At 47.1% G+C, this 25,271-nt stretch carries 25 protein-coding genes; 10 read left to right on the forward strand and 15 right to left on the reverse strand.

All coding sequences use genetic code 11. The features are described 5' to 3' along the window. Nucleotides 1–36 precede the first annotated feature (36 nt). Nucleotides 37–1,428 (reverse strand): phosphoglucosamine mutase, encoded by a 1,392-nt coding sequence (glmM, locus tag D1627_RS09095; RefSeq protein ID WP_119431946.1) that lies wholly within the window; start codon nt 1,426–1,428, stop codon nt 37–39. 300 nt (nt 1,429–1,728) lie between these two features. Between glmM and mazG the strand changes: the two genes are divergently transcribed. From mazG to D1627_RS09140, 8 genes are all read left to right on the forward strand, one after another. Next, nucleotides 1,729–2,538, forward strand: a complete 810-nt coding sequence (gene mazG / locus D1627_RS09100; RefSeq protein ID WP_119431947.1) for a nucleoside triphosphate pyrophosphohydrolase — start codon at nt 1,729–1,731, stop codon at nt 2,536–2,538. A gap of 512 nt (nt 2,539–3,050) precedes the next feature. Further along, nucleotides 3,051–3,917, forward strand: a complete 867-nt coding sequence (locus D1627_RS09105; protein ID WP_119431948.1) for a MotA/TolQ/ExbB proton channel family protein — start codon at nt 3,051–3,053, stop codon at nt 3,915–3,917. 23 nt (nt 3,918–3,940) lie between these two features. Continuing rightward, nucleotides 3,941–4,546, forward strand: coding sequence for an ExbD/TolR family protein (locus tag D1627_RS09110; RefSeq protein WP_119431949.1), 606 nt, complete (start codon nt 3,941–3,943; stop codon nt 4,544–4,546). 19 nt (nt 4,547–4,565) lie between these two features. After that, nucleotides 4,566–5,090: an ExbD/TolR family protein gene (locus D1627_RS09115; protein ID WP_119431950.1), complete on the forward strand. Its 525-nt coding sequence runs from the start codon at nt 4,566–4,568 to the stop codon at nt 5,088–5,090. Nucleotides 5,091–5,093: 3 nt separating this feature from the next. Continuing rightward, nucleotides 5,094–5,924 carry an energy transducer TonB gene (locus D1627_RS09120; protein ID WP_119431951.1) on the forward strand — a complete coding sequence of 277 codons (831 nt, stop codon included), beginning with the start codon at nt 5,094–5,096 and terminating at the stop codon, nt 5,922–5,924. 198 nt (nt 5,925–6,122) lie between these two features. Then, complete coding sequence (locus D1627_RS09125; protein ID WP_119431952.1) at nt 6,123–6,959, forward strand: energy transducer TonB; 837 nt, start codon at nt 6,123–6,125, stop codon at nt 6,957–6,959. A gap of 367 nt (nt 6,960–7,326) precedes the next feature. Next, the gene (locus tag D1627_RS09135) at nt 7,327–8,271 is read left to right on the forward strand and encodes a PstS family phosphate ABC transporter substrate-binding protein (RefSeq protein WP_233555574.1); all 945 of its coding nucleotides are present in this window, start codon (nt 7,327–7,329) and stop codon (nt 8,269–8,271) included. A gap of 43 nt (nt 8,272–8,314) precedes the next feature. Next, nucleotides 8,315–9,961: a tetratricopeptide repeat protein gene (locus D1627_RS09140; RefSeq protein ID WP_119431954.1), complete on the forward strand. Its 1,647-nt coding sequence runs from the start codon at nt 8,315–8,317 to the stop codon at nt 9,959–9,961. Nucleotides 9,962–10,035: 74 nt separating this feature from the next. On the opposite strand, the gene D1627_RS09145 is transcribed toward D1627_RS09140, so the two are convergent. The 14 genes from D1627_RS09145 to D1627_RS09210 all read right to left on the reverse strand — a co-directional run bounded on the left by D1627_RS09145 (nt 10,036) and on the right by D1627_RS09210 (nt 23,351). Continuing rightward, nucleotides 10,036–11,070, reverse strand: a complete 1,035-nt coding sequence (locus D1627_RS09145) for an RluA family pseudouridine synthase (RefSeq protein WP_119431955.1) — start codon at nt 11,068–11,070, stop codon at nt 10,036–10,038. 82 nt (nt 11,071–11,152) lie between these two features. Beyond that, nucleotides 11,153–11,764: an OmpH family outer membrane protein gene (locus D1627_RS09150; RefSeq protein ID WP_233555575.1), complete on the reverse strand. Its 612-nt coding sequence runs from the start codon at nt 11,762–11,764 to the stop codon at nt 11,153–11,155. 29 nt (nt 11,765–11,793) lie between these two features. Continuing rightward, nucleotides 11,794–12,456, reverse strand: a complete 663-nt coding sequence (locus tag D1627_RS09155; protein WP_119431956.1) for an OmpH family outer membrane protein — start codon at nt 12,454–12,456, stop codon at nt 11,794–11,796. A 17-nt stretch (nt 12,457–12,473) separates the two neighbouring features. Then, nucleotides 12,474–14,975 (reverse strand): outer membrane protein assembly factor BamA, encoded by a 2,502-nt coding sequence (bamA, locus tag D1627_RS09160; RefSeq protein WP_119431957.1) that lies wholly within the window; start codon nt 14,973–14,975, stop codon nt 12,474–12,476. 11 nt (nt 14,976–14,986) lie between these two features. After that, a complete protein-coding gene (locus D1627_RS09165) occupies nt 14,987–15,730 on the reverse strand; it encodes an isoprenyl transferase (RefSeq protein ID WP_119431958.1) in 744 nt (247 codons plus the stop codon). A gap of 59 nt (nt 15,731–15,789) precedes the next feature. Beyond that, nucleotides 15,790–16,563: a type IX secretion system protein PorG gene (porG, locus tag D1627_RS09170; RefSeq protein WP_119431959.1), complete on the reverse strand. Its 774-nt coding sequence runs from the start codon at nt 16,561–16,563 to the stop codon at nt 15,790–15,792. A 47-nt stretch (nt 16,564–16,610) separates the two neighbouring features. Beyond that, nucleotides 16,611–17,597, reverse strand: a complete 987-nt coding sequence (locus D1627_RS09175) for a DUF6089 family protein (protein WP_119431960.1) — start codon at nt 17,595–17,597, stop codon at nt 16,611–16,613. Between the two features lie 116 nt (nt 17,598–17,713). Then, nucleotides 17,714–18,601: an NAD kinase gene (locus tag D1627_RS09180; RefSeq protein ID WP_119431961.1), complete on the reverse strand. Its 888-nt coding sequence runs from the start codon at nt 18,599–18,601 to the stop codon at nt 17,714–17,716. Between the two features lie 10 nt (nt 18,602–18,611). Beyond that, on the reverse strand, nt 18,612–19,922 hold the full coding sequence (locus D1627_RS09185; protein WP_119431962.1) for a BamA/TamA family outer membrane protein: 1,311 nt from the start codon (nt 19,920–19,922) through the stop codon (nt 18,612–18,614). A 91-nt stretch (nt 19,923–20,013) separates the two neighbouring features. Next, the gene (locus tag D1627_RS09190) at nt 20,014–20,679 is read right to left on the reverse strand and encodes a CBS domain-containing protein (RefSeq protein ID WP_119431963.1); all 666 of its coding nucleotides are present in this window, start codon (nt 20,677–20,679) and stop codon (nt 20,014–20,016) included. Then, nucleotides 20,676–21,452, reverse strand: coding sequence for an alpha/beta fold hydrolase (locus D1627_RS09195; RefSeq protein ID WP_119431964.1), 777 nt, complete (start codon nt 21,450–21,452; stop codon nt 20,676–20,678). The genes D1627_RS09190 and D1627_RS09195 overlap by 4 nt, the downstream gene beginning before the upstream one ends. Before the next feature lie 39 nt (nt 21,453–21,491). Then, nucleotides 21,492–22,073 (reverse strand): anthranilate synthase component II, encoded by a 582-nt coding sequence (locus tag D1627_RS09200; RefSeq protein WP_119431965.1) that lies wholly within the window; start codon nt 22,071–22,073, stop codon nt 21,492–21,494. Nucleotides 22,074–22,243: 170 nt separating this feature from the next. After that, the gene (locus tag D1627_RS09205; protein ID WP_119431966.1) at nt 22,244–22,762 is read right to left on the reverse strand and encodes a CvpA family protein; all 519 of its coding nucleotides are present in this window, start codon (nt 22,760–22,762) and stop codon (nt 22,244–22,246) included. 127 nt (nt 22,763–22,889) lie between these two features. Continuing rightward, entirely contained in the window at nt 22,890–23,351 is a 462-nt protein-coding gene (locus D1627_RS09210) for a GatB/YqeY domain-containing protein (RefSeq protein WP_119432511.1), read from the reverse strand. A gap of 177 nt (nt 23,352–23,528) precedes the next feature. Between D1627_RS09210 and D1627_RS09215 the strand changes: the two genes are divergently transcribed. Both D1627_RS09215 and mnmH read left to right on the forward strand, forming a co-directional pair. Then, entirely contained in the window at nt 23,529–24,242 is a 714-nt protein-coding gene (locus D1627_RS09215) for a pyridoxine 5'-phosphate synthase (RefSeq protein WP_119431967.1), read from the forward strand. Continuing rightward, nucleotides 24,243–25,271 (forward strand): tRNA 2-selenouridine(34) synthase MnmH, encoded by a 1,029-nt coding sequence (mnmH, locus tag D1627_RS09220; RefSeq protein WP_119431968.1) that lies wholly within the window; start codon nt 24,243–24,245, stop codon nt 25,269–25,271.

A 25,271-nucleotide genomic window follows, 5' to 3' on the forward strand; every position in this document is an offset into this window, starting at 1 on the left:
ATTGTTTCTATGACAGCAGCAACAACACATTATACTTTATGCTTTAACAGAGATGATCTCTTTGATGTCGGCAATAATTTTGTTGGCCAGGTGCTCAGCGGTGGCATTGCTATCGCTCTCGGCATAAATACGAATGATAGGCTCTGTGTTGGACTTGCGCAGGTGCACCCACTCCTTGTCAAACTCAATCTTAACCCCATCAATGGTATTGATCGGTTGCTTGGCGTAACGCTCCTCCATCTGGCGCAGCACTTCGTCCACGTTTACATCCGGGGTCAGCTCTATTTTGTTTTTGGAAATGTAGTAATTCGGGTAGCTGGCGCGCAGGCGCGTCATGCTCATACCTGATTTGGCCAGGTGCGTCAGGAACAGAGCAATGCCCACCAGTGCATCGCGGCCGTAGTGCAGCTCCGGGTAAATGATACCGCCGTTGCCCTCTCCGCCGATGATGGCGTTCTGCTCCTTCATCATGTTTACCACGTTCACCTCGCCTACTGCGGCGGCATAGTACGCACCTCCGGCTTTCTCGGTAACGTCGCGCAGGGCGCGGGTAGAGGAAAGATTGGAAACGGTATTGCCAACTTTGTTTTTAAGTATGTAATCTGCTACGGCTACCAGGGTATACTCTTCGCCGAACATGCTGCCATCCTCATTCACTAAGGCAAGGCGGTCTACATCCGGGTCTACTACGATACCTAAATCATACTTGCCTTTCTCGATGACCTTCGATATTTCGCGCAGGTTTTCCGGGAGTGGCTCGGGGTTGTGGGCAAAGTTTCCGTCTGGCTCGCAGAATAGTTTTTCAATCTTGTTCACGCCAAGCGCCTCCAGCAGCATCGGCACGGCAAAACCGCCGCTTGAGTTCACAGCATCTACTACCACGCTGAAGTTACGAGCCTTTATTGCCTCCACATCTACCAACGGCAACGCTAATACAGCTTTGATGTGCTTTTTGAGGGCATTCTCGCTTTGCCTGTACTTGCCAAGGTTGTTTACCTGGGCAAACTCGAAATCCTCTTTCTCAGCAATGGTAAGCACCAGCTTACCTTCTTCGTCGGAGATAAACTCGCCCTTATGGTTTAACAGCTTCAGCGCGTTCCACTGCTTGGGGTTATGGCTCGCTGTAAGTATAATTCCGCCTCCGGCTTTCTTCTCCGGTACGGCCATTTCAACGGTAGGCGTGGTTGACAGGCCAACATCTACCACGTCAATGCCAAGGCCTTGCAGGGTAGCGCACACCAGCTTGTTTACCATGTCGCCGGAAATGCGCGCATCGCGGCCTACAACAATTGTTTTCTTATCGGTGTTTTGCAGCACCCAAGTACCGAAAGCGGCAGCAAACTTAACTACATCCACAGGGGTAAGTCCTTCACCAGCCTGTCCGCCTATCGTACCTCGTATTCCTGAAATCGATTTTATTAAAGCCACTTGTCGTATATATTATTATCAGACAAAAGTAATAATTACCTTATACTTTAAGAAGTTTATCCAGCTTTATACTTTACACTTATTCGCTAGCTTGGCTAAAATGCAGCCTGCCGTGCTTAAACTACAGAATTACAAGCGATAACACCGCCACACGCAAAGCTACTCGCTCCAAACCCCTATCTGACACTGCCATGCCTCGGGCCTTCACAACAATGAACAGTTGGCATATAGAGTATTAACGCTATGTTAAGCCTTTATACACCTAAACAGATGTGCCTTAATATTTATTATCTTTGCTTTATGAATACTTCACAATCCGGTAATACATCGCGCCAACAACAACTTGAAGCTTTTGGACGACTGCTCGACGTAATGGACGATTTGCGCGAGAAGTGCCCCTGGGACCGCAAACAGACCATGGAAAGCCTGCGCCACCTCACTATTGAGGAAACATACGAGCTATCGGATGCCATACTTAAGGGAGAATTGCAGGAGATAAAGAAGGAGATTGGCGACATTATGCTGCACCTGGTCTTTTACGCCAAGATTGCCGCTGAGAAAGGCGCCTTCGATATTGCAGATGTGCTGCATGCGCAATGCGAGAAACTCATCTTCCGGCACCCACATATTTACGGCGACACCAAGGCCGACAGCGAGGAGGAAGTGAAGCAAAACTGGGAGAAGCTCAAATTAAAAGAAGGAAACAAATCTGTACTGGGCGGCGTACCGCAATCGTTGCCTGCCTTAGTGAAAGCCATGCGGATACAGGAAAAAGCACGCGGCGCAGGATTTGACTGGGATGAGAAAGCGCAAGTATGGGAAAAGGTACAGGAGGAACTTAATGAGTTTGAAAGCGAGTTTAACGTAGAGGACACTGCAAGTATAGACCACGAGAAGGCCACCGCAGAGTTTGGCGACCTTATGTTCTCGTTCATTAATTTTGCCCGGTTTGTTGGCATTAACCCCGAAGAGGCTTTAGAGCGAACCAACATTAAGTTTATCAGCCGCTTCCAGTACATTGAAACCGAAGCCGCAAAAGACGGGAAAGCGCTTCAGGACATGACCATGCAAGAGATGGACTACTATTGGGAGCAAGCAAAAAAAAGGTAGGCATGCATACAACCTATCAGTATAATTGCTATATTTAACCCACTTTTTCATATTTATTGTGAAAAAGACAATTTTAGAGTAAAATTGCTGCCATAAAGCTACCCATCACAACAAACTAAAATTGCGGCCAGAGCTACTCCAAAGGTACTTTAAACCTGTTACTCATGCACTTGCATGTAATAAACACCGGCCGCATTCAACGAAAACAATACAAAAGTTGATCTAAGGCGAAAGTCAAAGTTTATACTTTGAGTAAGCTTAAATAATTTGCATTTTGCAATATTGTAACGCCAAGCATTAGGAATTTTAAAAGATAATCTCTTAAATTAGAGTGCTAAACAAGCTGTTGAGCGTTTAAACCTAAATTTTTCAGCGCCTGATCATGTGAAAAATTCGAAAAAAAGCTCAAATTGCAATTTGATTAAAGAACTAAAAGCGAAACAATTACATTTTATATTAACACAAACAATTTTAATTACAACACAAACAGCTAAACTTTAAACTTTAAAAAAATGGAAAAAAAGACTGCAGTAGTGAGCAAGAATGCTAATGTAGAGAAAAAGAGCAGCCCGGTTGGCTCTCTGTTCGCGAGCATCGTTATTCCGCTTGCTTTGATAGCATGTGTGCTTATCTATATGTTCGTTCTGGGTAACCCGGCAAACTTCGAAGGTGGAGATGCAAACAACCATCCACTTCCAGGCAACTACCTTGGTATCGTTTACAAAGGTGGTTGGGTAGTACCAGTGTTAATGTCCCTGAACCTGATGGTATTCATCTTCGCTATCGAGCGTGCCCTTACAATCGGTAAAGCGAAAGGTTCTAAAAACGTTGCTGAGTTCGTACGTAGCATTTCTGCCAAACTTAACCAGCGTGACATCAACGGTGCTATTACATCTTGCGATGCTCAGAAAGGTTCTGTTGGTAACGTAGTGAAAGCTGGTCTGCTTAAGTACAAAGAAATGCAGAACGAGCCAGAGCTTCTGAAAGCTGAGAAAGTAGCCGCTATCCAGAAAGAAATCGAAGAGTCTACTGCCCTGGAGCTGCCAATGCTGGAGAAAAACCTGGTAGTTATCTCAACTATCGCCTCTATCTCTACACTGGTTGGTCTGATCGGTACGGTACTTGGTATGATCAAGGCCTTCGCTGCTCTTGCAACTTCAGGTTCTCCTGACTCAGTAGCCCTTGCAAACGGTATCTCTGAGGCCCTTATCAACACGGCCCTTGGTATTACAGGTTCTACTATCGCGATTATTGCTTACAACTATTTCACTAGCAAAATCGACGAGCTTACTTATAGCATCGATGAGGCTGGCTTCAGCATGGTGTCTACTTTCACTGCTCAGCACGAGACTCCAACTGCTAGACCGCAAACTGTTTAAGTTAAACCGTATAATCAGACAAAATGCCTAAAGTAAAAGTAAAAAGGAAAAACCCTTCATTGGACATGACGCCAATGGTGGACTTATTCTTCTTGCTCGTTACTTTCTTTATGCTGACTGCAACAGCCCGCCCAGATGAGGCTGTTGTAGTAGATACACCTTCGTCTGTGTCCGAAATTAAGATCCCGGACACTAACGTAATCACGATTACGGTTGACAAAGACAACCGCGTGTTCTTCGGCGTAGACGGGCAGCAAACAAAGGAAGCATTGCTTGACAAGATTGCAGGAAAGTATGGTATAGGCTTTACCGCAGAGGAGAAGAAAACTTTCTCTCTGCTGAGCAACTTCGGTGTGCCGGTAAGCCAGCTTAAGTCTTTCCTCGCTATGGAGTCAAGTGCACGCAAGGAGGTAAACCAGCCGGGTATTCCAATCGACTCTACCCACAACGAGTTGGGTGACTGGGTTCTGCAGACGCGTCTTACAAACCCTCAGGTGGTTATTGCCATCAAAGGCGACCAGGACGTGGACTACGAAACTATCCAACGAGTGATCGATATCCTGCAGGAAAGAAAGGTAAACAGGTTTAACCTGATTACTGACATGGAAAATAAGCCACAGAACCTATAGTTAGAAAGGAGATAAGATAATGGCAGAAATACAGGAAAAAGGCGGCGACTCCGGTAAAGGTGGAAAAAAACGCGCGAAACGCTCGTCCACCAAAATCGACATGACGCCACTGGTAGACCTTGCCGCCCTTCTGATCACGTTCTTCATGCTTACCACAACTTTCAACAAGCCGCAGACGATGGAAATCAACATGCCTGTAAAGGATGTTGACCCAGCAGAGCAGATTGCACTGAAAGCCAGTAACGCCATGACGATCATTCTAGGCGAGGATGACAATTTGTATTACTACTTCGGTTTAGTAGAAGATAACCCGGAGCTTGTAGAATCCAGCTACGCTGCTGATGGTATCCGTAAAGTGTTGGTATCACCTCGTGTGAAATCCAACGATAAAATGACGGTACTTGTAAAAGCAATGGAGAAGGCCCGCTACAAGAACATGGTAGACATTTTGGATGAATTAAAAATAACAGACACCAAAAAATTTGCCCTCGTAGAAATATCTGACGACGACAAGAAATTGGTAACAGATCAAATTGGAAATTAAGATATGGACGCAAGTAAGTTAGCAAAAGCATCGCTCGATGATATCGTCTTTGAAGGACGAAACCGGGCATACGGTGCCTTTCTACTTCGCAAGCTGTACAATAAGCATATCACCATTGCTGCTATTGTTGCCATCATCCTTTTTGCACTTTTCCTTAGCATTCCGCTAATTTCGAAAATGCTTGGAGGCGATGAAGCAGACGAGGAAGTGGTAGAACGTATTGTAACAGAAGTAGACCTGGCTCCACCACCACCACTGGATGAGGCAACACCGCCGCCACCGCCGCCGCCGCCACCAGATTTGCCACCGCCACCGCCACCAGTGCGTGCTACTGTAAAGTACACACCGCCAGTTGTGAAGCGTGACAATGAAGTAACTGAAGAGGAAGAAATTCCGGATGTAGAAGTACTGACAGAAATCGACGCAGGTGTTAAAACGGTAGAGGGTTCTAAGAACGCTCCGCCAGATTTAGGTGAGATTGACGGTACTAGCGAAGTAGTAGCAGCAGTAGTTGAGGAGAAGCCTTATACTTACGTAGAGCAGATGCCATCCTTCCCGGGTGGTGAAACTGAAATGCTAAAGTATCTGGGTAAAAACATTCGCTACCCAGCCGCTGCACAACGTGCCGGAGTGGAAGGACTAGTAGTTCTTTCGTTCGTAGTAAGCAAAACAGGAGAAATCTCTGATATCCAGGTTGTGAAAAACCTGGGTGCCGGTACCGACGAAGAAGCCATGCGCGTTGTGAAAACAATGCCTAAGTGGACTCCAGGTAAGCAAAACGGTAGAGCAGTACCTGTGCGCTACACGCTTCCAGTACGATTCACGATTAAATAAGCAGCCTCATAAACTGCTGAAGCCCAGCCCTAACCGGCTGGGCTTTTTTTATATGCATTCTAAAATAAAAAGTACTCAGCATGCATACTATAAATTAATAAATGCGTATATTATCAGAACAAAATAAAAGCTTAGAACACTAAAATGAGAATACAGCAATGCATCTTGAATGACGTTTAACCTATAACCCCAAAGCCCATGGAAAAGAGCAGTTACTTAAGTATGACCTTCAACAACATTGTGTTCAAAGGTCGGAACCAAGCATACGGCGCCTATGTGTTACGCAAAGCGTACAGCAAAAACATGACACGCGCGTACCTCATCGCCACAGCTATTTTTTCAGGGGCTCTTGTCGGGCCTTTGGTAGAAAGTATGTTTTTTGCCACGCCTGAAAAGTATGTTAAACCAGTATTTGAGGTTGTAGAACCAATTATTATAACCTTACCGCCGCCACCTGAGTCACCGAAGCCCGAAAAGGCATTGCCCCCTGCTACGGCAGCAAGCGAAAAAGTAGCCACTGAGCGTTTTGTTAAACCTAAGGTGGTCTCAAATGATGCAATTATTAAGGAAGAGGTTTTAGCCAACCAGGAAGACCTCTCGAAGGTGAATATCGGGACACAAACCATAGAAGGCGATTTGCCAGAGATACCAACTACCGTGCTTACAGAGGCACCACCAACTGGCATTGAGGCTGGCACTGCAGAAACACCTGATAAGCCTGATGTGTACTTGCATGTGGAGCAAATGCCAGAGTTTGAAGGCGGCACGAAAGCACTCATGAATTACCTCAGCCGTAAGCTTCGTTACCCAAGCATGGCGCAAAGCAATGGCATAGAAGGAACAGTAGTAGTAACTTTTGTGGTAAACTCCGCCGGAGAAATATCGGACGTTAAAGTTTTGAAAGGCCTCGGATTCGGTACCGACGAGGAAGCAGCAAGAGTAATACAGAGCATGCCTAATTGGCAACCTGGCCGGCAAAACGGACGAGCAGTGCCAGTTAGATACACATTACCGATTAAGTTTAGTCTGAAGTAAGTTTAAGTTTAGCGAAGTAAGGCAGAAGCAACAAAGCAGTTTTGTTGGCTTCTGCTTTCTTTTTTTATACAAGAGCGTTATTTTTAAGGGTTAAACAAAGACGAAGCAAAGAACAGCAGCATGCTTAGACCAAGGAAAAAAGACGAAAAACCAATTCCAACCCTTTTCAATAAGTTTGCGCGCATTTTCGGCTTGCTTATGACACTCATTTATGTGGGGCTTGGCTTGTTTATTATTTTTGCCGGGGAGCGCCTACGCCTCGATATATCAGATAGCATAAAGTACATGCTTGGTGGAATCCTCATCTTGTATGGAGTTGTTAGATTTGTAAGAGTGTACAACAGCATCCGATCGAATAAAGATAGATATGAAGATTAATAAAGCACTAAGTATAGCCACCATTGCAGCTCTAAGCACACTTATGGGTTGTGGGAACTCTGGCACACCACTAGACACCCCTACAACTGGAGATATCAACATCAGTGTCGATGAGTCGTTTCAGCCTATAATTGCTTCTGAGGTGGAGACCTTTGAAGGCATATACAAGTATGCAAACATCGATGCCTCCTACAAGCCGGAAGGCGAAGTGATAAAAGACCTCTTAAACGATAGCACGAAAATAGCTATTCTCTCCCGGGAGCTCACTGCTGATGAAAAAGCAATCTTTGATAAACGAAAGCTTATTCCTCGCGTTACCAAGATTGCCATAGATGCCGTTGCACTGATTACTAACAGAGAGAACCCTGACTCGCTGCTGACATTGGAAGAGGTTAAGAAAATATTTAATGGCCAGATCAAAAGCTGGGCTGAGTTAGATGAAGCATCAGGACTGGGTGATATCACTATTGTTTTTGATAACAATAACTCAAGCACAGCCCGTTATGTGCGCGACTCATTGATAGCTGGCAGTAAACTGCCAGGCAATACATTTGCCTCAAACTCACATAAAGCGCTGATCGATTATGTGACTGAAAATAAGAATGCACTTGGCGTAATCGGTGTAAACTGGATCAGCGATTTCGATGACTCTACAGCCGTAGGCTTCTTAAACAGGATCAAGGTTTTAGGCATTAGCGAAGACCTCGCACCTATCACTACAGATAAGTATTATCAGCCATACCAGGCATACATTGCGCAACAGGTATACCCACTTCGCCGTTACTTGTACATTATCAGTACAGAGGGCAGAGCGGGTCTTGGCACAGGATTTGCATCCTATGTTGCGGGAGACAAAGGCCAGCGCCTTATACTTAAGTCTGGTTTGGTGCCTGCCACTATGCCAGTTAGGGTAATAGGACTAGGCAACGAATAGCTCCAGGCAATCCAAATAAAAGAAACAACTAAACTATAATACAATGACACATAACTGGAAGTACATCGCCATAATGGCGGCTGCCTTCCCTGCTACTGCTGCATTTTCGCAGTCAGGTGACGCAGGAAGAAAAGCCCTTGATTTAGAGCGTTATGAAGAAGCAAAATCTATCTATAAGTCTCAGCTGAACGACAAAAAAGCTGCTGATAACGCTTACTTTGCACTAGGCGATATTTACCTGCGCACTGATAAGCCGGATTCTGCTGCTTTTTACTTCAACCAGGGTATCAGCAATAACAAAAAATCTTATATCAACTATGTTGGGTTAGGTAAGATTGCCATGCAAAAAGGCGATCAGGCTAGAGCTGAGCAGCAGTTTAACGAAGCACTAAGCGGCAAAGGCAAAAAAGACCCTTATGTGCTTGCCATGATCGGTGAAGCTTATGTTAATGCTCCAAATGCAACTGAAGCTCAGATTAATAAGGGCATTGAATACCTGAAGCAATCTTTAGAGCGTGATAATAAGAACGCAGTAGCTAATGTAATTCTTGGTGATGCTTATCTGTCTCTTAAAAAAGGTGGTGAGGCAATGACTAACTATGACCGAGCCATCCAATTGGATGACAAGTATGCTACTGCTTACCTGAAAAGAGGTCAGCTTTACACAAGCTCACGCAACTATCCGGAAGCAGAGCAGGCTTTTCAGGCTGCTATTAACTTAGACCCTAACTTTGCCCCTGCTTACCGCGATTTAGGCGAATTATATTACTTTGCAGGCCAGTACGACAAAGCGTTATCTACATTCCAGAAGTATGTAAACCTGGCCGAGGATACACCTGAAACAAAAGCGAAATATGCTTCTTTCCTGTTCTTAACCAAGAACTATGATAAGGCCTTGCAAACTGCTGAAGGCGTTCTTCAGAAGGAGCCGAATAACACGGTTATGAATCGTTTGAGAGCATACTCATACTTAGAGCTGAACCAACCAGAGAAAGCACTACAGGCGATCGAGACTTATATGCAGAAAACTGATCCTAGCAAAATGATTGCGCAGGATTATGAGTACTATGGCCGCATCCTTGGTAAAAACAACCAGCCAGCTAAGGCTGTTGAAAACTTGGAGAAAGCGCTGCAGATGAACGATGCCAACGTTGAGTTATACTCAGAGCTTGCTAACATGTACGCCCGTAACAACCAATACGACAAAGCTATTGAAGTTTACAAGCGTAAGCGTAAGAATGTAGAGCCAAGCAATGCAGACTACTACTACATGGGTAACATTTATATGATGGCCGGTGAGGAAAATGCGGGAACAGGAAATCCTCAAAAGGCAAATCAGTTCTTTACTCAGGCTGACAGCACGTATGCCAAAGTAGTAGAAGCCAACCCAGATTATGCGTACGGTTATCTTTGGAGAGCACGTGCCAACGCTAGCCAAGACCCTGAAACTGAGAAAGGTTTAGCCAAGCCATACTATGAGCAGTTTATCAGTAAGGCTGGCGCAGAACCAGAGAAGTATAAAAGGGATCTGATTGAGGCTAACTCTTACCTTGGGTACTACTATTACCTGAAAGGCGAAAGAGATAATGCTATCAAGTACTGGACAGCGGTAAGAACCCTTGACCCTAGCAACCCTCAAGCTGAAGCCGCTCTTAAGGAGATCTCTAAAACTCCAGCTAAGAAAAAGTAACTTCAGCTACATACATAAACATGAAAGGCCTGCTCATTGAGCAGGCCTTTCATGTTTATGTATGTAGCTTTGCCTTAAAGGGCTTCCTCGTAGAGTTCCCACTTGCTAAGTACCGCTTGGAAGTCCTCTGGCAAATCAGACTCGAACTGCATGAACCGTTTTGTTTCAGGGTGCAGAAAACCTAGTGACTTGGCATGTAACGCTTGCCGAGGCATGAGTTTAAATGCATTCTCTACAAATGCCTTATACGTTCCGTTTGGCATGCCATTCAAAATCTTATCGCCTCCATAGGTAGCGTCTGAAAATAGCGGATGCCCCAAGTACTTCATATGGGCGCGTATCTGGTGCGTTCTACCGGTTTCGAGGTTGCATTGCACAAGAGATACATACTTAAAGCTCCTGAGCACCTTATAATGCGTAACGGCATGCTTCCCGTAGTCACCGGCTGGGTATACAGTCATTACCTTCCGGTCTTTGGCACTGCGCCCTACATGCCCTGTAATGGTGCCTGATAGTTCTTTGGGCACACCCCATACAAGCGCATAATATGTACGCTCTATACTATGGTCAAAAAACTGTTTGGCCAGATAGGCCATACTATAATCCGTCTTGGCAATTACTAAAAGGCCAGACGTATCTTTGTCTATACGGTGTACCAGCCCTGGCCTTCCTTCCCCGTTGCGGTGTGTAGGCAGGTTCTGAAGGTGGTACGTGAGCGCGTTAACCAACGTGCCATTCCAGTTATTGTAAGCTGGGTGCACCACCATGCCTGCTGGCTTATTAACCAGAAGCAACTCATTATCTTCATAGGGAATGGTAAGCGGGATATTTTCAGGTGTAATGTCTGTTTCCCGGGGCGGTTCTGCCAATGTAATTGTTATTACATCAAAAGGCTTTACCTTATAGCTTACCTTTACTGGTTTCTGATTTACTTGCACCGCTTCGGAGCGGATAGCGCTCTGGAGCTTGTTTCTGGTTACGTTTGGCAGACGGTCCATCAGGAACTTATCTACCCGCAGCAAGGCCTGGCCCTTATCCACTACAATCCGATGGTGCTCATAAAGCTCATCGGAATCTTCCGCGTTTTCTGATTCTGTGTATTCTACCACGGTTATTAACTACTGTAGGTATAAAAAAGAAAGCCGAAGTATATACATCGGCTTTCCGTTACTTATTGGCAAAAAACTTTACTTAGTTTTTCTTCTTTGTGTTCTTAGAGCTTGTTGCTGGCTTTGTGGTAGTGGCTGGCTTAGCGGCAGCTGGCTCAGGAGTTTGCTGGGCTTTAGCTGGGTCGACACCAAGCTTCTTTAACACTAGCGGAGAGATATCGCCATCCTCTGGGCCTGCAAGTAAAGCCTGGTTGCTGATAACGTAGGTATAGCCGCTTTCTTTTGCAACATCTTTGATAGCTTTATCGATTTTAGCAATAACTGGATCTACCAGAGATTTCTCTTTTTGCTGCAAGGACATTTGCGCCGTACGCTGAAACTCCTGAATAGAGTTGTTCATGTTCATAAGCTCTTTCTCCTTGTCTTCGCGGATAGTTTTATCCATGGTGGCAGCACCTTTCTCATAGGCTTGCAGCTTGCTTTCATACTCTGCATACTTGCCTTTAAGCTGGTTCTCTAGCTGTGTGCTGTGGTCTTTCAGCTGAGACTCAATTTGCTTGCTCTCTGGCATTTGAAGAAGTATATACTCTACGTTAGTATAACCAATCTTAAGCGGCTGGTCATTGCTCTGAGCAAAAGACGCAAAGCTAATAAGGAAGAACGCTACTACTAATAATTTAATCTTGTTCATCATTGGTTGGTTAATTAATAATATTTAGGTGTTTAGTTGTTAGACTTCTTTTTGGTTGTTTTCCCTTTGGCAGGCTGTTGCTGAGGTTGCTCCTCACTTTGCTCCTCTCCTACTTCAGGTAAGTTATTCGGGTCATCCACAATAGCATCTGCAGGGCGGTTACCTGGCATATTTGCCCGGTCAGATGCTAAACCTAACTCTTCCAGAACATACTCGGTATAATCATGCACCGGATTTGTATAAATCATTACCAGGTCGCCTGATTTATCAAACATTATCTGGACGCCCTTGCCTTTAGAAACTTTCTCAACAGCTTCGAAAACCTCGTCCTGTATCGGGCGCATCAACTCCTGGCGGCGCTTAAACATCATCCCTTCATAACCGAAAACCTTGCGCTGGTAATCGCGCAGCTCATTTTCTTTCTTAGCGATTTCGGACTGGCGCTTTTGCTTCATCTCTTCAGTAAGCAGCACCTCTTCTGCCCTGTATTCTTGTTTCAGTTTATCAGCCTGCTGCTGCAACTGTTCTATTTCGCGCTGCCAGGCTTGTGCATACTTGTCCATCTCTTGCTGTACCTGGTTATAAGCCGGCATCTTGCTCAATATGAAGTTGGAGTCAATATAGCCAATCTTCTGAGCTTGAGAAACAGACGCCAGTAAAAAGCCAGCTAAAAAGATGAACAAAAACTTTTTCATACTAATTCAAATCGGGTTTAGCGTATCTGCTGGCCAATAATGAAGTGGAACATACCACGTTTTGCATCCATGCCTGCTGCACCTGGCAAGGTATCTAGTCTCCAAGCATAGTCAAAGCCTAGCAAACCAAATGCCGACATAAAGATTCTGGCACCTACACCCACTGAGCGATAAAGCTTAAACGGGTTATAGTTTTTATAGCTACCAAAGTTATTACCTGCCTCAATAAACGCCAGACCATAAATTGTAGCGGCTGGGTTAGGAGAGATCAGTTGGCGAGCCTCGAACACGAATTTATTGTAAGCAATACCACCGGCATTCAATAGCGTCGTCTCGTTTGCGTTAACTACACTTTCATCATCATATCCACGAAGGCCGATGTACTCTGTGCCTACAAACACGTTACCGCCACCTAAGCCGGCTCCACCAAGTTTAAATCTCTCGAATGGGCCAATCTCAGCTTCTGAGCTATACGTGCCCAAGAAACCAAAATGCGCTCGGGTATTGAATACCAAATTCCCTGCCACATTTATGAAATAAGAGGCATCAAACATCCATTTGTTGAATTCTATGTATTCGAAATCATCTTTTCTATCCGACAGAAGCGAATATGGCGGTGTTAGGTTCAGACTTAAAGTCAGGGAAGAACCACGTCTCGGGAATGTTGGGTTATCGATGCTAGAACGGCCGATAGTATTTACAACCGAGATACTGTTAGATATGCCATTGCTAAAGTTTTCACCATCTCCCACATTCTGGAAAAGCACATAATCATCCAACGTATAGCGGTTATAAGAAATGGAGTGATTCATGTAGAAGTAATTGTCCGGCCAGTTGAGGCGTCGGCCCAGGCTGATTGCTCCACCATTCACATCCAGTTTGCTAAAATCATCTCCACCCTGTGGTCTTCTGTACACAGTTTTAAACAAGCTTACGGTAAGAGAGTTAGCCTTGCGGCCTCCTAACCATGGCTCGGTAAACGACAGCGAGTATGACTGATAGTATTTACCGTTAGCCTGGATGTTGAGCGACAGGCGCTGGCCATCGCCGGTTGGGATTGGTCTCCACTCCGACAAGTCAAGCATCTTGCGCGTAGAGAAGTTATTCAGCGTTAAGCCTACAGTACCTACAGCACCAATTGGGCCACCCCAACCACCTGATAAACTGATCTGGTCGTTCGGGCGCTCAACTACGCTATAGGCAATATCCACTGTTCCTTCAGCCGGGTTTGGTATTGGGTTTAGTCCAATCGTTTCCGGATCGAAGTATCCCAGAGCTGCCAGTTCATTTCTTGTTCTGATTAAGTCGTCGCGGCTATACTTCTGGCCTGGTAACGTACGGATCTCGCGCAGAATTACATGGTCACTGGTTTTATCATTACCTGTAATGATGATCTTGTCGATGGTTGCCTGCGGGCCTTCGGTAACGCGCATTTCCAGGTCAATCGAGTCTCCCTCTACACGCACCTCTACTGGCTCAATGCTTGAAAACAAGTAACCATCGTTCTGATAAAGAGCGGATACGTCCACACCGGCGGGGTTGTAGGTCAGGCGTTTTTCCAGTTCTTGCTGGTCATACACATCGCCTTTCTCGATACCCAGCACACGCGCTAGGTAGTTGTCTTCGTACAGGTAGTTGCCAGTCCAGGTAATATTTCGGTAATAGTAACGCTGGCCTTCGTCTACTGTAATCTGAACGCCTAACCTGTCGTCGCTGATGCGGTACACGGAGTCTGATACGATGATCGCATCTCTGTATCCCTGGCTGTTGTAAAAAGTGATCAGGGCTTCTTTATCTTCCTCAAACTTTGTGCGGTTGAATTTAGATGACGTAAAGATTTTATAGAAACGTTTTTCTTTCGTGCTCTTAAGCTTGCGCTGCAGTTTTTTATCGGAGAAAGCCTCGTTGCCAACTATCTCGATGTCGCCAACTTTCACTTTGTTCCCTTTATCTACATGGATGTTCAGCACCACACTGTTTGGAAGTATAGAGTCCGGGCGCTGCGTGATATTCACTTTCGCGTTCAGGTAACTTTTATCGATATAATATTCCCGAACGGCATTACGTGTGCTATTTAGCACAGCATCCGTCACGATGCGGCCTTTCTGTAAAGGCACCTTGTCTTTCAGGGCATCCGATTGGGTTTTGTTGATTCCGGAGAAGCGGAAATTCGACAAGCGTGGGCGCTCCGTAAGGTTAAAGGTCAGGTAGATCACTTCACCTTCTGTGCGTGCAGTCACATCCACATCACCTAGGATACCCTGATCCCAAAGGTTTTGGATGGCGCGGCTGATATCCTCTCCGGGTACGGTAACCATGTCACCTTCCTTTAGGCCTGTAAGCGAAGTGAGCGCTATAGGATCCAGAAACTTATACCCGCTCACGTTAATCCCGCCAATGCGGTACTGGCGCGGCTGCTGATAATCAATAGGCGACGACTGGCGAGATTTGTCCAGTACTTGAGAAGAGGCCGTGCCTGCCATAAGCAGAAACACTAGCACCCAGATGCATCTTGTCATTAGTGTATTTATCACTTAACTATTTGTTCACTTGTCTTACCAAAGCGGCGCTCCCGGCCCTGATAAGCTATAATTGCCTCGTAGAGGTGCTCTTTTCTAAAATCAGGCCAAAGCAACTCTGTAATGTATAACTCAGTATAAGCTAATTGCCAGAGCATGAAATTACTGATGCGCATTTCGCCACTGGTGCGGATAAGCAGTTCCGGATCAGGTATGCCTGCTGTAGATAAAAAGCCTTCCAACGTGTTTTGGTTGATATCTGCAGCTGCTAAACTTCCTTTTGCTATTGCTTCGGCCATGCGCTGCGTAGCCTGGGTCAGGTCCCAGCGGCCACTATAGCTCAGGGCCAGCACTAGCGTCATGCGGGTATTGTGCTGCGTCATCTCTATTGCCTCTTTGAGCTCGCGCTGGCATGCTTTAGGCAAACTGGCCGTATTACCAATTGTCTGCAGGCGTATGTTGTTTTTGTTGAGCGTTGCTGTTTCTTTTCGAATGGTAGAAACTAACAAGGTCATCAATGCGGATACTTCCTCTGCAGGCCTGGACCAGTTTTCGGTAGAGAAGGCGTACAGCGTCAGATAGCCGACACCAAGTTCTGCAGCGGCCTCAACGGTCTCGCGTACAGCCTTAATGGCATTCTGGTGCCCAAAAATACGCAACCCGCCCTTTCGCTTAGCCCAACGTCCGTTACCGTCCATGATAACGGCTATATGCCTTGGTAAATTGCCTAAGTCTACTTTCTCCTTTAGATTCATTAAAACACAATTTCCTTGCAAGTTACAAAAAGCAACACAAACTTGTGAAAGATTGCTACTTAATCTAGTAACCCAGGCTTGTTCTTATAGACAGGAGGGCAATTATTACGATAAAAAGTATAGGAGATGCTGATACCGTTGTAGAAGTACCAGTCTTTGTCGTGCGGGTTTGCTAGGTGGCTTTCTCTATCTTCTGAGAGATAGTCCAGCTGGTCTGTAAATAGTTTTCGTGCGCCGAACTCAAGGCCCAGATTCCAGTGCTTACTCATGGCATACTTTACCCCTACCCCGAAAGGCACCGATACCGCTACATCAGTTTCGTAAGGTTCGTTTAATTGTGGGGTCTTTTCTGAGGTTAGCTTTTTATTGTATAGCAACCCTGCCACTCCTGCAAACAGGTATGGCGAGAAACGGGGCCGCTGGCTGCGGTCATAGTAATCAAGGAAGTTATACTCCATTACTGCTGAAAGCTCCAGCAGGCTTAGCCGCAACTCTGCATCACGGTAAGCATGGTAAGGCAGTTCTTCTGCATAAGCCTCATCGCTGAAAGTATTATCGTCAATAATTCTATGGCTGCCCATAATACCGCCACGCAGGGTAATAGCGTTCGACATGTCTCGACGGTAAAATACCGTAATGGCTGGCTGGTTGTTTAGAAAGCGGTAATTAGGCGATAGCTCTCCTTTGTAGTTGGCTCCCCCGATCCCTACGCCTAATTCTGAGGTAGTAACTGGCGCAACAATCTGCGCTGACGCTTCGGTGCTAAAAAAAACACTCCCTATTTGCAACATCAAACAAATAAGGAGTGCCTGTTTAAAAGTATTCAAGGTCATGTATTGTAAGCAAAGTTTAGTTGAACAACGCAGCGTTGTCCGATCTATTATCTAAACTTCGGACTTCTGATGCGCGGTGATAAAATATAATTAAGGGTAAAGTTGGTGGTAATGTACCAGTCATCATCAGAGCTTTCGCCGCGTTGCTGCCCATCTCTGCCGTAGCCTTTTACGATAACGTAAGGTGTGCCGCTTGGGTCTGGTAGCTTTGTAAAGTCCGTTTCCCCGCTTCTATCCGATAGAATTGCTGAGGCAGTAGGGTTGTCGCCGCCACCGGCCAGCAGGTTTGCCTTAGAAGCATAGCTTGTGCTTACATCATCCAGGTAATCGGTAAACGTTTTTCTCCAGCCTACCTCCAGGCTAAGGTCCCAGTACCTGTCTATTTTGTAACGCACGCCAAAGCCAAATGGCAGCACAATCTGAACACGTTTGTACGGGTCTGGATAATTACCACCCTCAGCATACTGTCCTTCGGTACCTAAAGGTTGCAATTCATACCAACCTGTTGGAATATCGTTGCTAGAAGACAGGTTTCTTGAGCCATTTTCATAGTAAGCTTTTGGGTTATGGTGCATAATACCTACCCCTGCAAATGCGTATGGAACAAAGTCTGGGCGGCGCTGAAACGTATTACGGTTCTCAAATAGGTCTACGATGGCTACGGCGCTTACTTCTTTAATGTCATTCCTGAAAGACAGGTTTCTGCGATATCTACCAAGGTTTTCCTGCTCATCATTAGAAGCACTCAACGCATCATCGCCAGTAATGCGGCCCCAAGTAAATCCTACTCTGTACGAGTATCGGGGTGCAAAACGATAGGTATAGCTTATGCCTGCACTTGGGCGTGTCGACTTAAATCTAAAGCTGGTAAAATCGGGGGAAGGAACGATATCCCCGAAATAATTCGTGGCGCCAAAAGATACACCAACTGATCCATACCGCTTACGCTGGGTAAAACGCTGTGCTTCGGCATCTGGGGCGATGCACAAAACGGCAAAAACAAGCACTAAGAAGAGGGTACACAGTTTATTCATAACGAAAATATATCTTAAAGATGGCGTATCAGCTAGTTTACAATAAGCCCAAGTTAGATAAAGACAAAAATAGGCATAAAAGCTAAACTAAAAAATGATATTCCGTATATTTAATATTACTTTATCTGACTATTTCGCTTATCGAAGCCCCAATTTAGCTTGCTGCGCAACGTAGACAGGAAATTTACATGGTTGAGCCGCACTAACCTGGCAACAAACGCCTCTCTTCTCACGGCCAGTTGCAGGTTCATGTCTACTGCCGTTGACCTAGAATCCAGGGCAGCCAAATAGCTACTGCTGCGCCCTTCCACCTCGAAGGAGATCACGCTTTTATCCGACACAATCATTGGCCGCACGTTTAGGTTATGCGGGCATACGGGCGAAATCACAAAATTGTTAGTTTGAGGCAAAACCAGCGGACCACCGCAGCTCAGCGAATAACCTGTAGAGCCTGTTGGAGTGGCTACCACTAGACCGTCTGCCCAGTAAGAGTTCAAGTATTCACCATCAATATACGTGTGCACCACTATCATGGACGAGGTATCGCGCTTTAATATACTGAACTCGTTCAGGCCAAAGTTAATGCCATCAAATACTTCTTGGTCTGAGTCCACCCGTATAAGGGCCCGGTCATCCAAGGTATAATGCCCTTTGTACAGTGCATCCAAAGCCATGTTTATACTATCGTAGGGGATAGTGGCCAAAAAACCCAACCGGCCGGTGTTTATACCAAGTATCGGAATTTGCTGCGCACCTACATAAGTTACGGTATCCAGCAAGGTGCCATCGCCGCCTATACTTAGCACCACATCCACATCCTTCAACTTATCGCCACGTCGGAAGGTTTCGATGCCTGTAGGTAGGTTAATAGTATTTTTAAGGAAAAGCTCAAAGTGCTCAACTAAGCACAGCTCTGCTTTGCGCCGCTGCAGCTCATCAAAAAGCGTTTGTATATAGGGGGCAATGGTATCGTTAAAAGGCTTGCCTAGTATTGCTATTTTCATTTTAATCCAGTTAAAACGGAAACCGACCGCTAAAATAAAATCCTCTGTCGCCTTCGCGGTTTAGCGTATACTCCAAGCGCAGGACGACATCGTAAAAAGTAACTGCGTGCAGGCCCAGACCACCGCCAACCAGCAAGCGGTTCGTAAGCGGGTTACCGGCATCAAACGCCTTATCGGTCACATAGCCGGCATCAGTGAAACCGTTAAGGTACAGTTGCAACGGTATGCTATTGAACTTTGGGTTATCTGTAAATTTAAGCCTTATACTTTTAATATCCAGCAACTGCTGCGTTAAGCCTTGTTTAAAAAGCCCGAAGTGCTGCCCCCCGACTACGTATAGCTCATAGCCCCGCACATAAGATCGGTAGCCCATGGCCACATTATCTGCAAAGGCATACTTGCCTGCCAGCCGCAGCTGCCCTTCGGCACCGGCCATATAAGAAAGCTTTGCTGTTAAGGGCACATATTGTACATACTTTGCGCGTGCTGTGGTAAACGGAGAGCCCGAGTGTTGCAAAAAGAAGGTCTGCGAAACGCCTGCCTCAAAATAGCTGCCAGCCGTGGGATAAATAAAGTTATTGCGTTGGTTAAGCACCCTGAAAAGCTCCAGGCGCACGTATTGCCGCTCCTGCCCTGCCTTTCTGTAATACTCCGGGTTTAAGAATGCAACAGAGTCTGATATTTCCTCGGTGGCATAGGTTAGCCGGAGCCCGTTTTGCTCCTGCACATCCTGCCTATAGATTACAGCCGCAGAGAAAGCTGTGCGCTTTATCGGTATACCTTCCTCCTGCTCAAAAAAGCGCTGTTTATTATTATGGTTGGCATAACTGATGGTGCGGCTACGGTAATCTGACACGCTAAAATCAGCCCCCAAATTATGCTTGCGCCATAGGTACGGAATGCGGTAGCCTAGCTCCAGGCGCTTGTTAAAGCCACGCTGCACCCGCAACCGTACTTCCTCGTTTCGGCCCCTAAAGTTTCTACAGAGCAGGCTGACGCCGTAATCAATGCGGCTCCAGTCCTTCTTTTCGAGCCAGGCGTTAAAATTGCGGTCGGCAAAATCAAAAATAGGTATGGGGTACAGGTAAAAGCGTTCTTGCACCTGGTAGGCCACCTGTAACCGGCCCTCTTCACAAGTATACGTATAGCTTACTTCATGGAAGAGCCGCAGGTTAGACAGCCGCTTCTGGTTTTCCTGTAGTAGTGGCTCCAACAACTCTGTCGCCACGGTATCGCCCTGGGCAAAGGTAAGTTCGCGCAGCATAACCTGCTCTTTGGTTATCTCGTTGCCGGATATTGTAATATCACTGACAACCAACATTGGCGCTGCGCAAGGCTGTGCCAAAGCTGCGGCTCCGGGTAAGAGTAGAAGTATAAAAAGGCAAGCCCGCAGCCACATTACTCCGCAAGCATTAAATATCAAGGTATTTGAAGAGCATATCCAGGCGGTCGCGGCCTACATCATACTCCGTGTTTTCGTTGAACTGTGCCGTAATGCGGTACTCAAAGCGCTCCAGCGTGGCAATAATGCGGGTCAGGTCGTTGGTGTTCAGCTTTAGCGTCAGCTTGATTTTGTAGGGGTCCATCTCATCCGGCGACACGTAGGCGCTCAGAATTTTCGTATTTTCCTCCTCTATCAGGCGGCTGATTTGGGCCAGCGAGTAATCGCGCTCAGGCATAGAAAGCACAAGTATACTTCCCTGGCCCTGCAGCGCAGACATTTGGCCAAAGGCGGCCAGCGTATCGTTTACCGTAATGATGCCAAGGTAATCCAGCTCCTCATCCAGCACGGGCACCACCTGAATCTTGTTTTTAATGGCGGCCTCCATTACATCATAAAAGTGCTGATGTGCCTGCACATTTACGTCCTTATGGTCCAGTTCTATATCCTTTAGCTGCCGCTCCCGGTCAGGTAGCTCAATCAGGGCAAGCTCGGTGGCGAGGCCCATGTATTTACGGTTGCTAACCACCGGCAACTCGTTTACGCGGAACTCATCCATCCAACGCAGCGCTTTGTCTACGGTGTCGTAGAGCTTGAGCGGCGGTATCATTTGGTTGATGAGTTCTTCTGCGATCATGCGGATGCTTTTGTTAGAGGTGTTTTTGCTAAAAATCTATCTAAGATACTGTTAAACTTCTCCGGATGTTCCATCATGGGGGCATGCCCGCACTTGTCTATAAAGTATAACTCGGAGTTATTCATGAGCCTGTTAAACTCATAGGCTACCAAAGGCGGCGTAATCGTATCGTTCAGGCCCCATATTAACAACGTAGGAACCTCAATGTTTGTGATATCCTTGGCCATATTATGCCGCTGAGCCGATTTAGCGATAGCGATAATGCGCAGGCACTTAGAGTTGCTGTTCGTGATCGAGAAAACCTCATCCACCAGTTCTTTGGTTGCCGTTTTCGGGTCGTAGAACGTATAGCCTACGCGCTCCTCCACATACTCGTAGTTGCCGCGCTTCGGGAAAGAGCCGCCCATGGAATCCTCGAACAGACCAGAGCTTCCGGTAAGCACTAGGCGCTTCACCATACTTGGGTTATCCAGCGTATAAACCAGGCCCACGTGGCCGCCAAGCGAGTTACCCAGCAAGGTCAGGTCTTTCAGTTTCTTCAAGTTAACGAAATCTTCCACAAAATTCACTAACCCTGGCACGCCCGCTTTGTGCAGCGGCATTTCGTAAATAGGCATTAGCGGAATAACAACACGGTAGTTTTTCGAGAAATGGTCTACAACGCCGTTCCAGTTACTCAGGGCGCCAAACAGCCCGTGCAACAGTAAAAGCACTTCGCCTTCTCCTTCATCTATAAACTGAAATTTCCCTTCTTGTTTGATTTGTAAATCCATGAATCGAAAAAACTTATTGAAAGAAACGTTTTTCTGACGTTAACGGTCGAACTGGTGCGCAATATTAACAATACTAACCCAATTTTGAAGCATGTGCAAACCATAAGTCGTCAGCTGCGCTTCCGGATGGAACTGCAACGCATACAACGGCAGCTCTCTGTGCCTGAAAGCCATCAGCTCGCCTTCCTGCGTGTGCGCTAACGGCACAAGGCAATCCGGCAGGTGGTGCAATACCAGCGAGTGATACCGAACAACAGGCATAGTGGCTGGTAGGTTCTCAAAAAGCGGGTCAGGCGCACAGCTGATCTCCGAGATTTTGCCATGCATTGGCTTTATGCCTTTCTCTAACTTTGCCTCAAAAAACTCGCCCAAGGCTTGGTGCCCCAGGCAAATACCTAACATCGGAATCTGTGTGTGGTAATAGTGTATCACCTCCATCATATTTCCGGCCGCTTTTGGCGTGCCCGGCCCCGGCGACAAGACAATGCCGGTTACCGGTAACTGCTTTAGCTGCTCCAGCGGCACATCGTTGCGAACCACCTGCACCTCTACCCCCAAACGGCCAAAATAGTCGACCAGATTATACGTAAAGGAGTCAAAGTTATCGAGCAGCAAAAGCATGAGGTAAGTTTGGGTGTTATGGGGTTTAAGAGGGTATAAAGTTAGATACTTCTGTGTGTCAAATCATCTGTCACACAAAAACTATTAATGTGCATTGCAGTAAATTCACCAACACCACCTATCACCAAACATCACCTCTCAAACACTCAAACTCCTAAACCCTCTACCTCCTAAAAGTGTTGCCGGAGTGATGAGATGAGGGCTTTGATGAATGGAAGTACGTAGCTCAGGATGTCCAGCGCATAGGGTGTGGTTTTGAGCACGACAGGGTATACTACGGAGGCGGCGGCGGTTTCGGGGGAAACGCTAATGCCGGCCATCTCAGATACATACAGCAGTAGACTGAGCGCCACGCACCATTTCAGGGCACCAAGTATACCGCCCAGCACATTATCGAACAGCCCGAACGGGGTAAAATCGACTACCTTTTTCAGGAGCAGGCCACCCACATGAATGAGTAAGATAATACCTACAAACACTACCAGAAACGTAACGTAAGGCAGCAGGCCATGCGCATCGCCGATAAAATCTGCCATTACTGGTAGGGCCGCATCCAGAAACTTTAGCCCGCCAAGTATGGCCAGCACCAGCGCCACTAAAGACACCAGTTCTAACAGCAAACCCTTGCGAAAGCCCATAAAGGCTCCGTACGCAATAGGTATGGCCAGGAAGAAATCAAACGTACTCATTTGCTTTAGGTGTAAGGTACTAGACTTAAGACGCCGGACTATGGAATTCCAGTGCTACTGCTGAATCTTAAAAAGGGGCTTTGGAGCTTCTCTAAAACCAAGAAGCTCCAAAGCCATACTTTATACTTTAAAAATCGGTGTTGTTAAGCAATGCGCCTACTGCCTGCGAAACCGCACGGCCATCGGCTTGGCCAGCCAATTCTTTAGAGGCTACCCCCATAACTTTACCCATGTCAGAAGGGCCTGTAGCTCCCACACGCTGGATAATTTCCAGCAGGCGCGCGCGCAGGTCGCCTTCGTCCAGCTGCTTTGGCAGGTATTGCTCAATCACGGCCAGCTCTGCCAGCTCTACCTCCTCCAGGTCGGCACGGCCCTGCTTAGCGTACAGTTCCGCAGACTCGCGGCGCTGCTTCGCGGCTTTGGTCAGGAGCTTCATCTCTGTATCCTCGGATACGCCTTCTGTGCCCCCTTTCTCGGTTTCAGCTAAAAGAATAAGCGATTTTATACTTCTCAGAGCCTGCAAACGGGCTTTATCCTTGGCCAACATTGCCTGTTTAATATCGGCGTCTACGCGTTGTTTTAATGTCATAGTTTTTTGAGTTTTATTTCCCTTTTTTGAGTTGATGTGCTGCAGATATTGCGGCACTGGCTCCTTTATACGCTGCCATGGCCAAAGCTATAGGTTATCATCTTAAGCAAAATTCCACTAATTTAGTCATTTCAAAAAAACGCCAGAATAACCTGGAAACGGCCTAAACATACAGCCATGACAAAACTGAGTGTAAATATAAACAAAATAGCCACGCTTCGGAACGCCCGCGGCGGCGACAGGCCAAATGTGGTGCAAACAGCCAAAGACTGCGAGCGCTTCGGAGCCCAGGGCATCACCGTGCACCCACGCCCCGACGAGCGCCACATCCGCTACCAGGACGTGTACGACCTGAAACCTGTGGTAACCACCGAGTTTAACATAGAAGGCAACCCAACGCCCGACTTCCTGAAGTTGGTAAAAGAGGTGCGCCCGGAGCAGGCCACGCTCGTGCCCGACGCCCCGGATGCCATTACCTCCAACGCCGGCTGGGATACTATAAAGCATAAAGATTTTTTGGTTGATGTAATCGGGGAGCTAAAAGAACGGGGCATCCGCACCAGCATTTTCGTGGACCCAGACGAGGCTATGGTAGAGGGAGCCGCCGCCGTAGGCACGGACCGCATAGAGCTTTACACCGAAAGCTACGCCAGCCACTACCACCAAAACCGCGAGCAGGCCCTTGCGCCATACTTGCAGGCCGCCCTGAAAGCGCAGGAGTTTAACCTGGGCCTGAACGCCGGCCACGACCTGGACCTGGACAACCTGAAGTACCTGCACGACATGCTGCCAAACCTGATGGAGGTGAGCATTGGCCACGCCCTGATCTGCGACGCGCTATACTTTGGCTTGGAGAACACCATACAGCTGTACCTGCGCCAGCTTAAATAGATGGTAAACAGCGTTAACATACAGGAGTTTCTAGAGAAGGCCAAAAAGCTGCCCGTGCTGGATGTGCGCGCACCCAAAGAGTATGAAACAGGCCACATACCGGCGGCGCACTCCTTCCCTATCTTTGATGATGAGCAGCGCGCCGTAGTAGGCACCGCCTACAAGCAGCAGGGCCACGACCCGGCCGTGCTCATCGGCCTGGATCTGTTCGGCCCGCGCATGTCGCGCTTTGTGAAGGAGGCAGGCAAACTGGCCAAAAACAAAGAGCTGCTGGTGCATTGCTGGCGCGGCGGCATGCGCAGCGGGGCTATGGCTTGGCTCCTGAATTTCGCGGGCTTTAAGGTGCACCTGCTGCAGGGCGGCTACAAAGCCTACCGGCAACGGGTGCACGCCGAGATCGAGAAACCACGCAGCCTGATCATACTTGGTGGCCTTACGGGCAGCGGCAAAACCGATATTCTGCCATACTTGCAGCAGCTCGGCCAGCAAAGCATAGATCTGGAAGGCCTTGCCAATCATAAGGGCTCAGCCTTCGGAAGTATAGGTTTGCCACCGCAGCCAAGCACAGAGCATTTCGAGAACCTGCTGGGCACCGCCCTTATGGAGAGCAACAGCCAGCAACCGCTTTGGCTGGAAGACGAAAGTATAAGCATTGGCCGCGTGCACATGCCCAAACCGTTCTTCGAGCAGATGCAGGCCGCCCCGACCATCGTGCTGGAACTACCACATAAGCTGCGCGTACAAAAGCTGGCCCAGGAGTACTGCCGCACCAACGAAGCCATACTTGCCGCGGCCATCCTTAAAATAAAGAAACGCCTGGGCGGGCTTGCCACCAAAGAGGCCCTGGCCGCTATTTCTGATGGCGATATGGAGAAGATGGTGGAGATAGCGCTTGCCTATTACGATAAGGCCTATACTTACGAGCTGGCAAAAAAACAGCGCATGCTGCCCCTCTCCCTCCAAAGTATAAACCCCGAGGAAAATGCCGGGCAGATTGTTCATTTTGCCAAACAACATAAGCTGCTTTAA

Source organism: Pontibacter oryzae, from assembly GCF_003576375.1.
Classification (GTDB): Bacteria; Bacteroidota; Bacteroidia; order Cytophagales; family Hymenobacteraceae; genus Pontibacter; species Pontibacter oryzae.

Bases quoted from the DNA above. Each gene is read 5' to 3' on its own strand.
- mazG (WP_119431947.1), top strand. From the start codon at position 1,729: ATGAATACTTCACAATCCGGTAATACATCGCGCCAACAACAACTTGAA.
- D1627_RS09105 (WP_119431948.1), top strand. From the start codon at position 3,051: ATGGAAAAAAAGACTGCAGTAGTGAGCAAGAATGCTAATGTAGAGAAA.
- D1627_RS09110 (WP_119431949.1), top strand. From the start codon at position 3,941: ATGCCTAAAGTAAAAGTAAAAAGGAAAAACCCTTCATTGGACATGACG.
- D1627_RS09115 (WP_119431950.1), top strand. From the start codon at position 4,566: ATGGCAGAAATACAGGAAAAAGGCGGCGACTCCGGTAAAGGTGGAAAA.
- D1627_RS09120 (WP_119431951.1), top strand. From the start codon at position 5,094: ATGGACGCAAGTAAGTTAGCAAAAGCATCGCTCGATGATATCGTCTTT.
- D1627_RS09125 (WP_119431952.1), top strand. From the start codon at position 6,123: ATGGAAAAGAGCAGTTACTTAAGTATGACCTTCAACAACATTGTGTTC.
- D1627_RS09135 (WP_233555574.1), top strand. From the start codon at position 7,327: ATGAAGATTAATAAAGCACTAAGTATAGCCACCATTGCAGCTCTAAGC.
- D1627_RS09140 (WP_119431954.1), top strand. From the start codon at position 8,315: ATGACACATAACTGGAAGTACATCGCCATAATGGCGGCTGCCTTCCCT.
- D1627_RS09150 (WP_233555575.1), bottom strand. From the start codon at position 11,764: ATGATGAACAAGATTAAATTATTAGTAGTAGCGTTCTTCCTTATTAGC.
- D1627_RS09155 (WP_119431956.1), bottom strand. From the start codon at position 12,456: ATGAAAAAGTTTTTGTTCATCTTTTTAGCTGGCTTTTTACTGGCGTCT.
- bamA (WP_119431957.1), bottom strand. From the start codon at position 14,975: ATGACAAGATGCATCTGGGTGCTAGTGTTTCTGCTTATGGCAGGCACG.
- D1627_RS09165 (WP_119431958.1), bottom strand. From the start codon at position 15,730: ATGAATCTAAAGGAGAAAGTAGACTTAGGCAATTTACCAAGGCATATA.
- porG (WP_119431959.1), bottom strand. From the start codon at position 16,563: ATGACCTTGAATACTTTTAAACAGGCACTCCTTATTTGTTTGATGTTG.
- D1627_RS09175 (WP_119431960.1), bottom strand. From the start codon at position 17,597: ATGAATAAACTGTGTACCCTCTTCTTAGTGCTTGTTTTTGCCGTTTTG.
- D1627_RS09180 (WP_119431961.1), bottom strand. From the start codon at position 18,601: ATGAAAATAGCAATACTAGGCAAGCCTTTTAACGATACCATTGCCCCC.
- D1627_RS09185 (WP_119431962.1), bottom strand. From the start codon at position 19,922: ATGTTGGTTGTCAGTGATATTACAATATCCGGCAACGAGATAACCAAA.
- D1627_RS09190 (WP_119431963.1), bottom strand. From the start codon at position 20,679: ATGATCGCAGAAGAACTCATCAACCAAATGATACCGCCGCTCAAGCTC.
- D1627_RS09195 (WP_119431964.1), bottom strand. From the start codon at position 21,452: ATGGATTTACAAATCAAACAAGAAGGGAAATTTCAGTTTATAGATGAA.
- D1627_RS09200 (WP_119431965.1), bottom strand. From the start codon at position 22,073: ATGCTTTTGCTGCTCGATAACTTTGACTCCTTTACGTATAATCTGGTC.
- D1627_RS09205 (WP_119431966.1), bottom strand. From the start codon at position 22,762: ATGAGTACGTTTGATTTCTTCCTGGCCATACCTATTGCGTACGGAGCC.
- D1627_RS09210 (WP_119432511.1), bottom strand. From the start codon at position 23,351: ATGACATTAAAACAACGCGTAGACGCCGATATTAAACAGGCAATGTTG.
- D1627_RS09215 (WP_119431967.1), top strand. From the start codon at position 23,529: ATGACAAAACTGAGTGTAAATATAAACAAAATAGCCACGCTTCGGAAC.
- mnmH (WP_119431968.1), top strand. From the start codon at position 24,243: ATGGTAAACAGCGTTAACATACAGGAGTTTCTAGAGAAGGCCAAAAAG.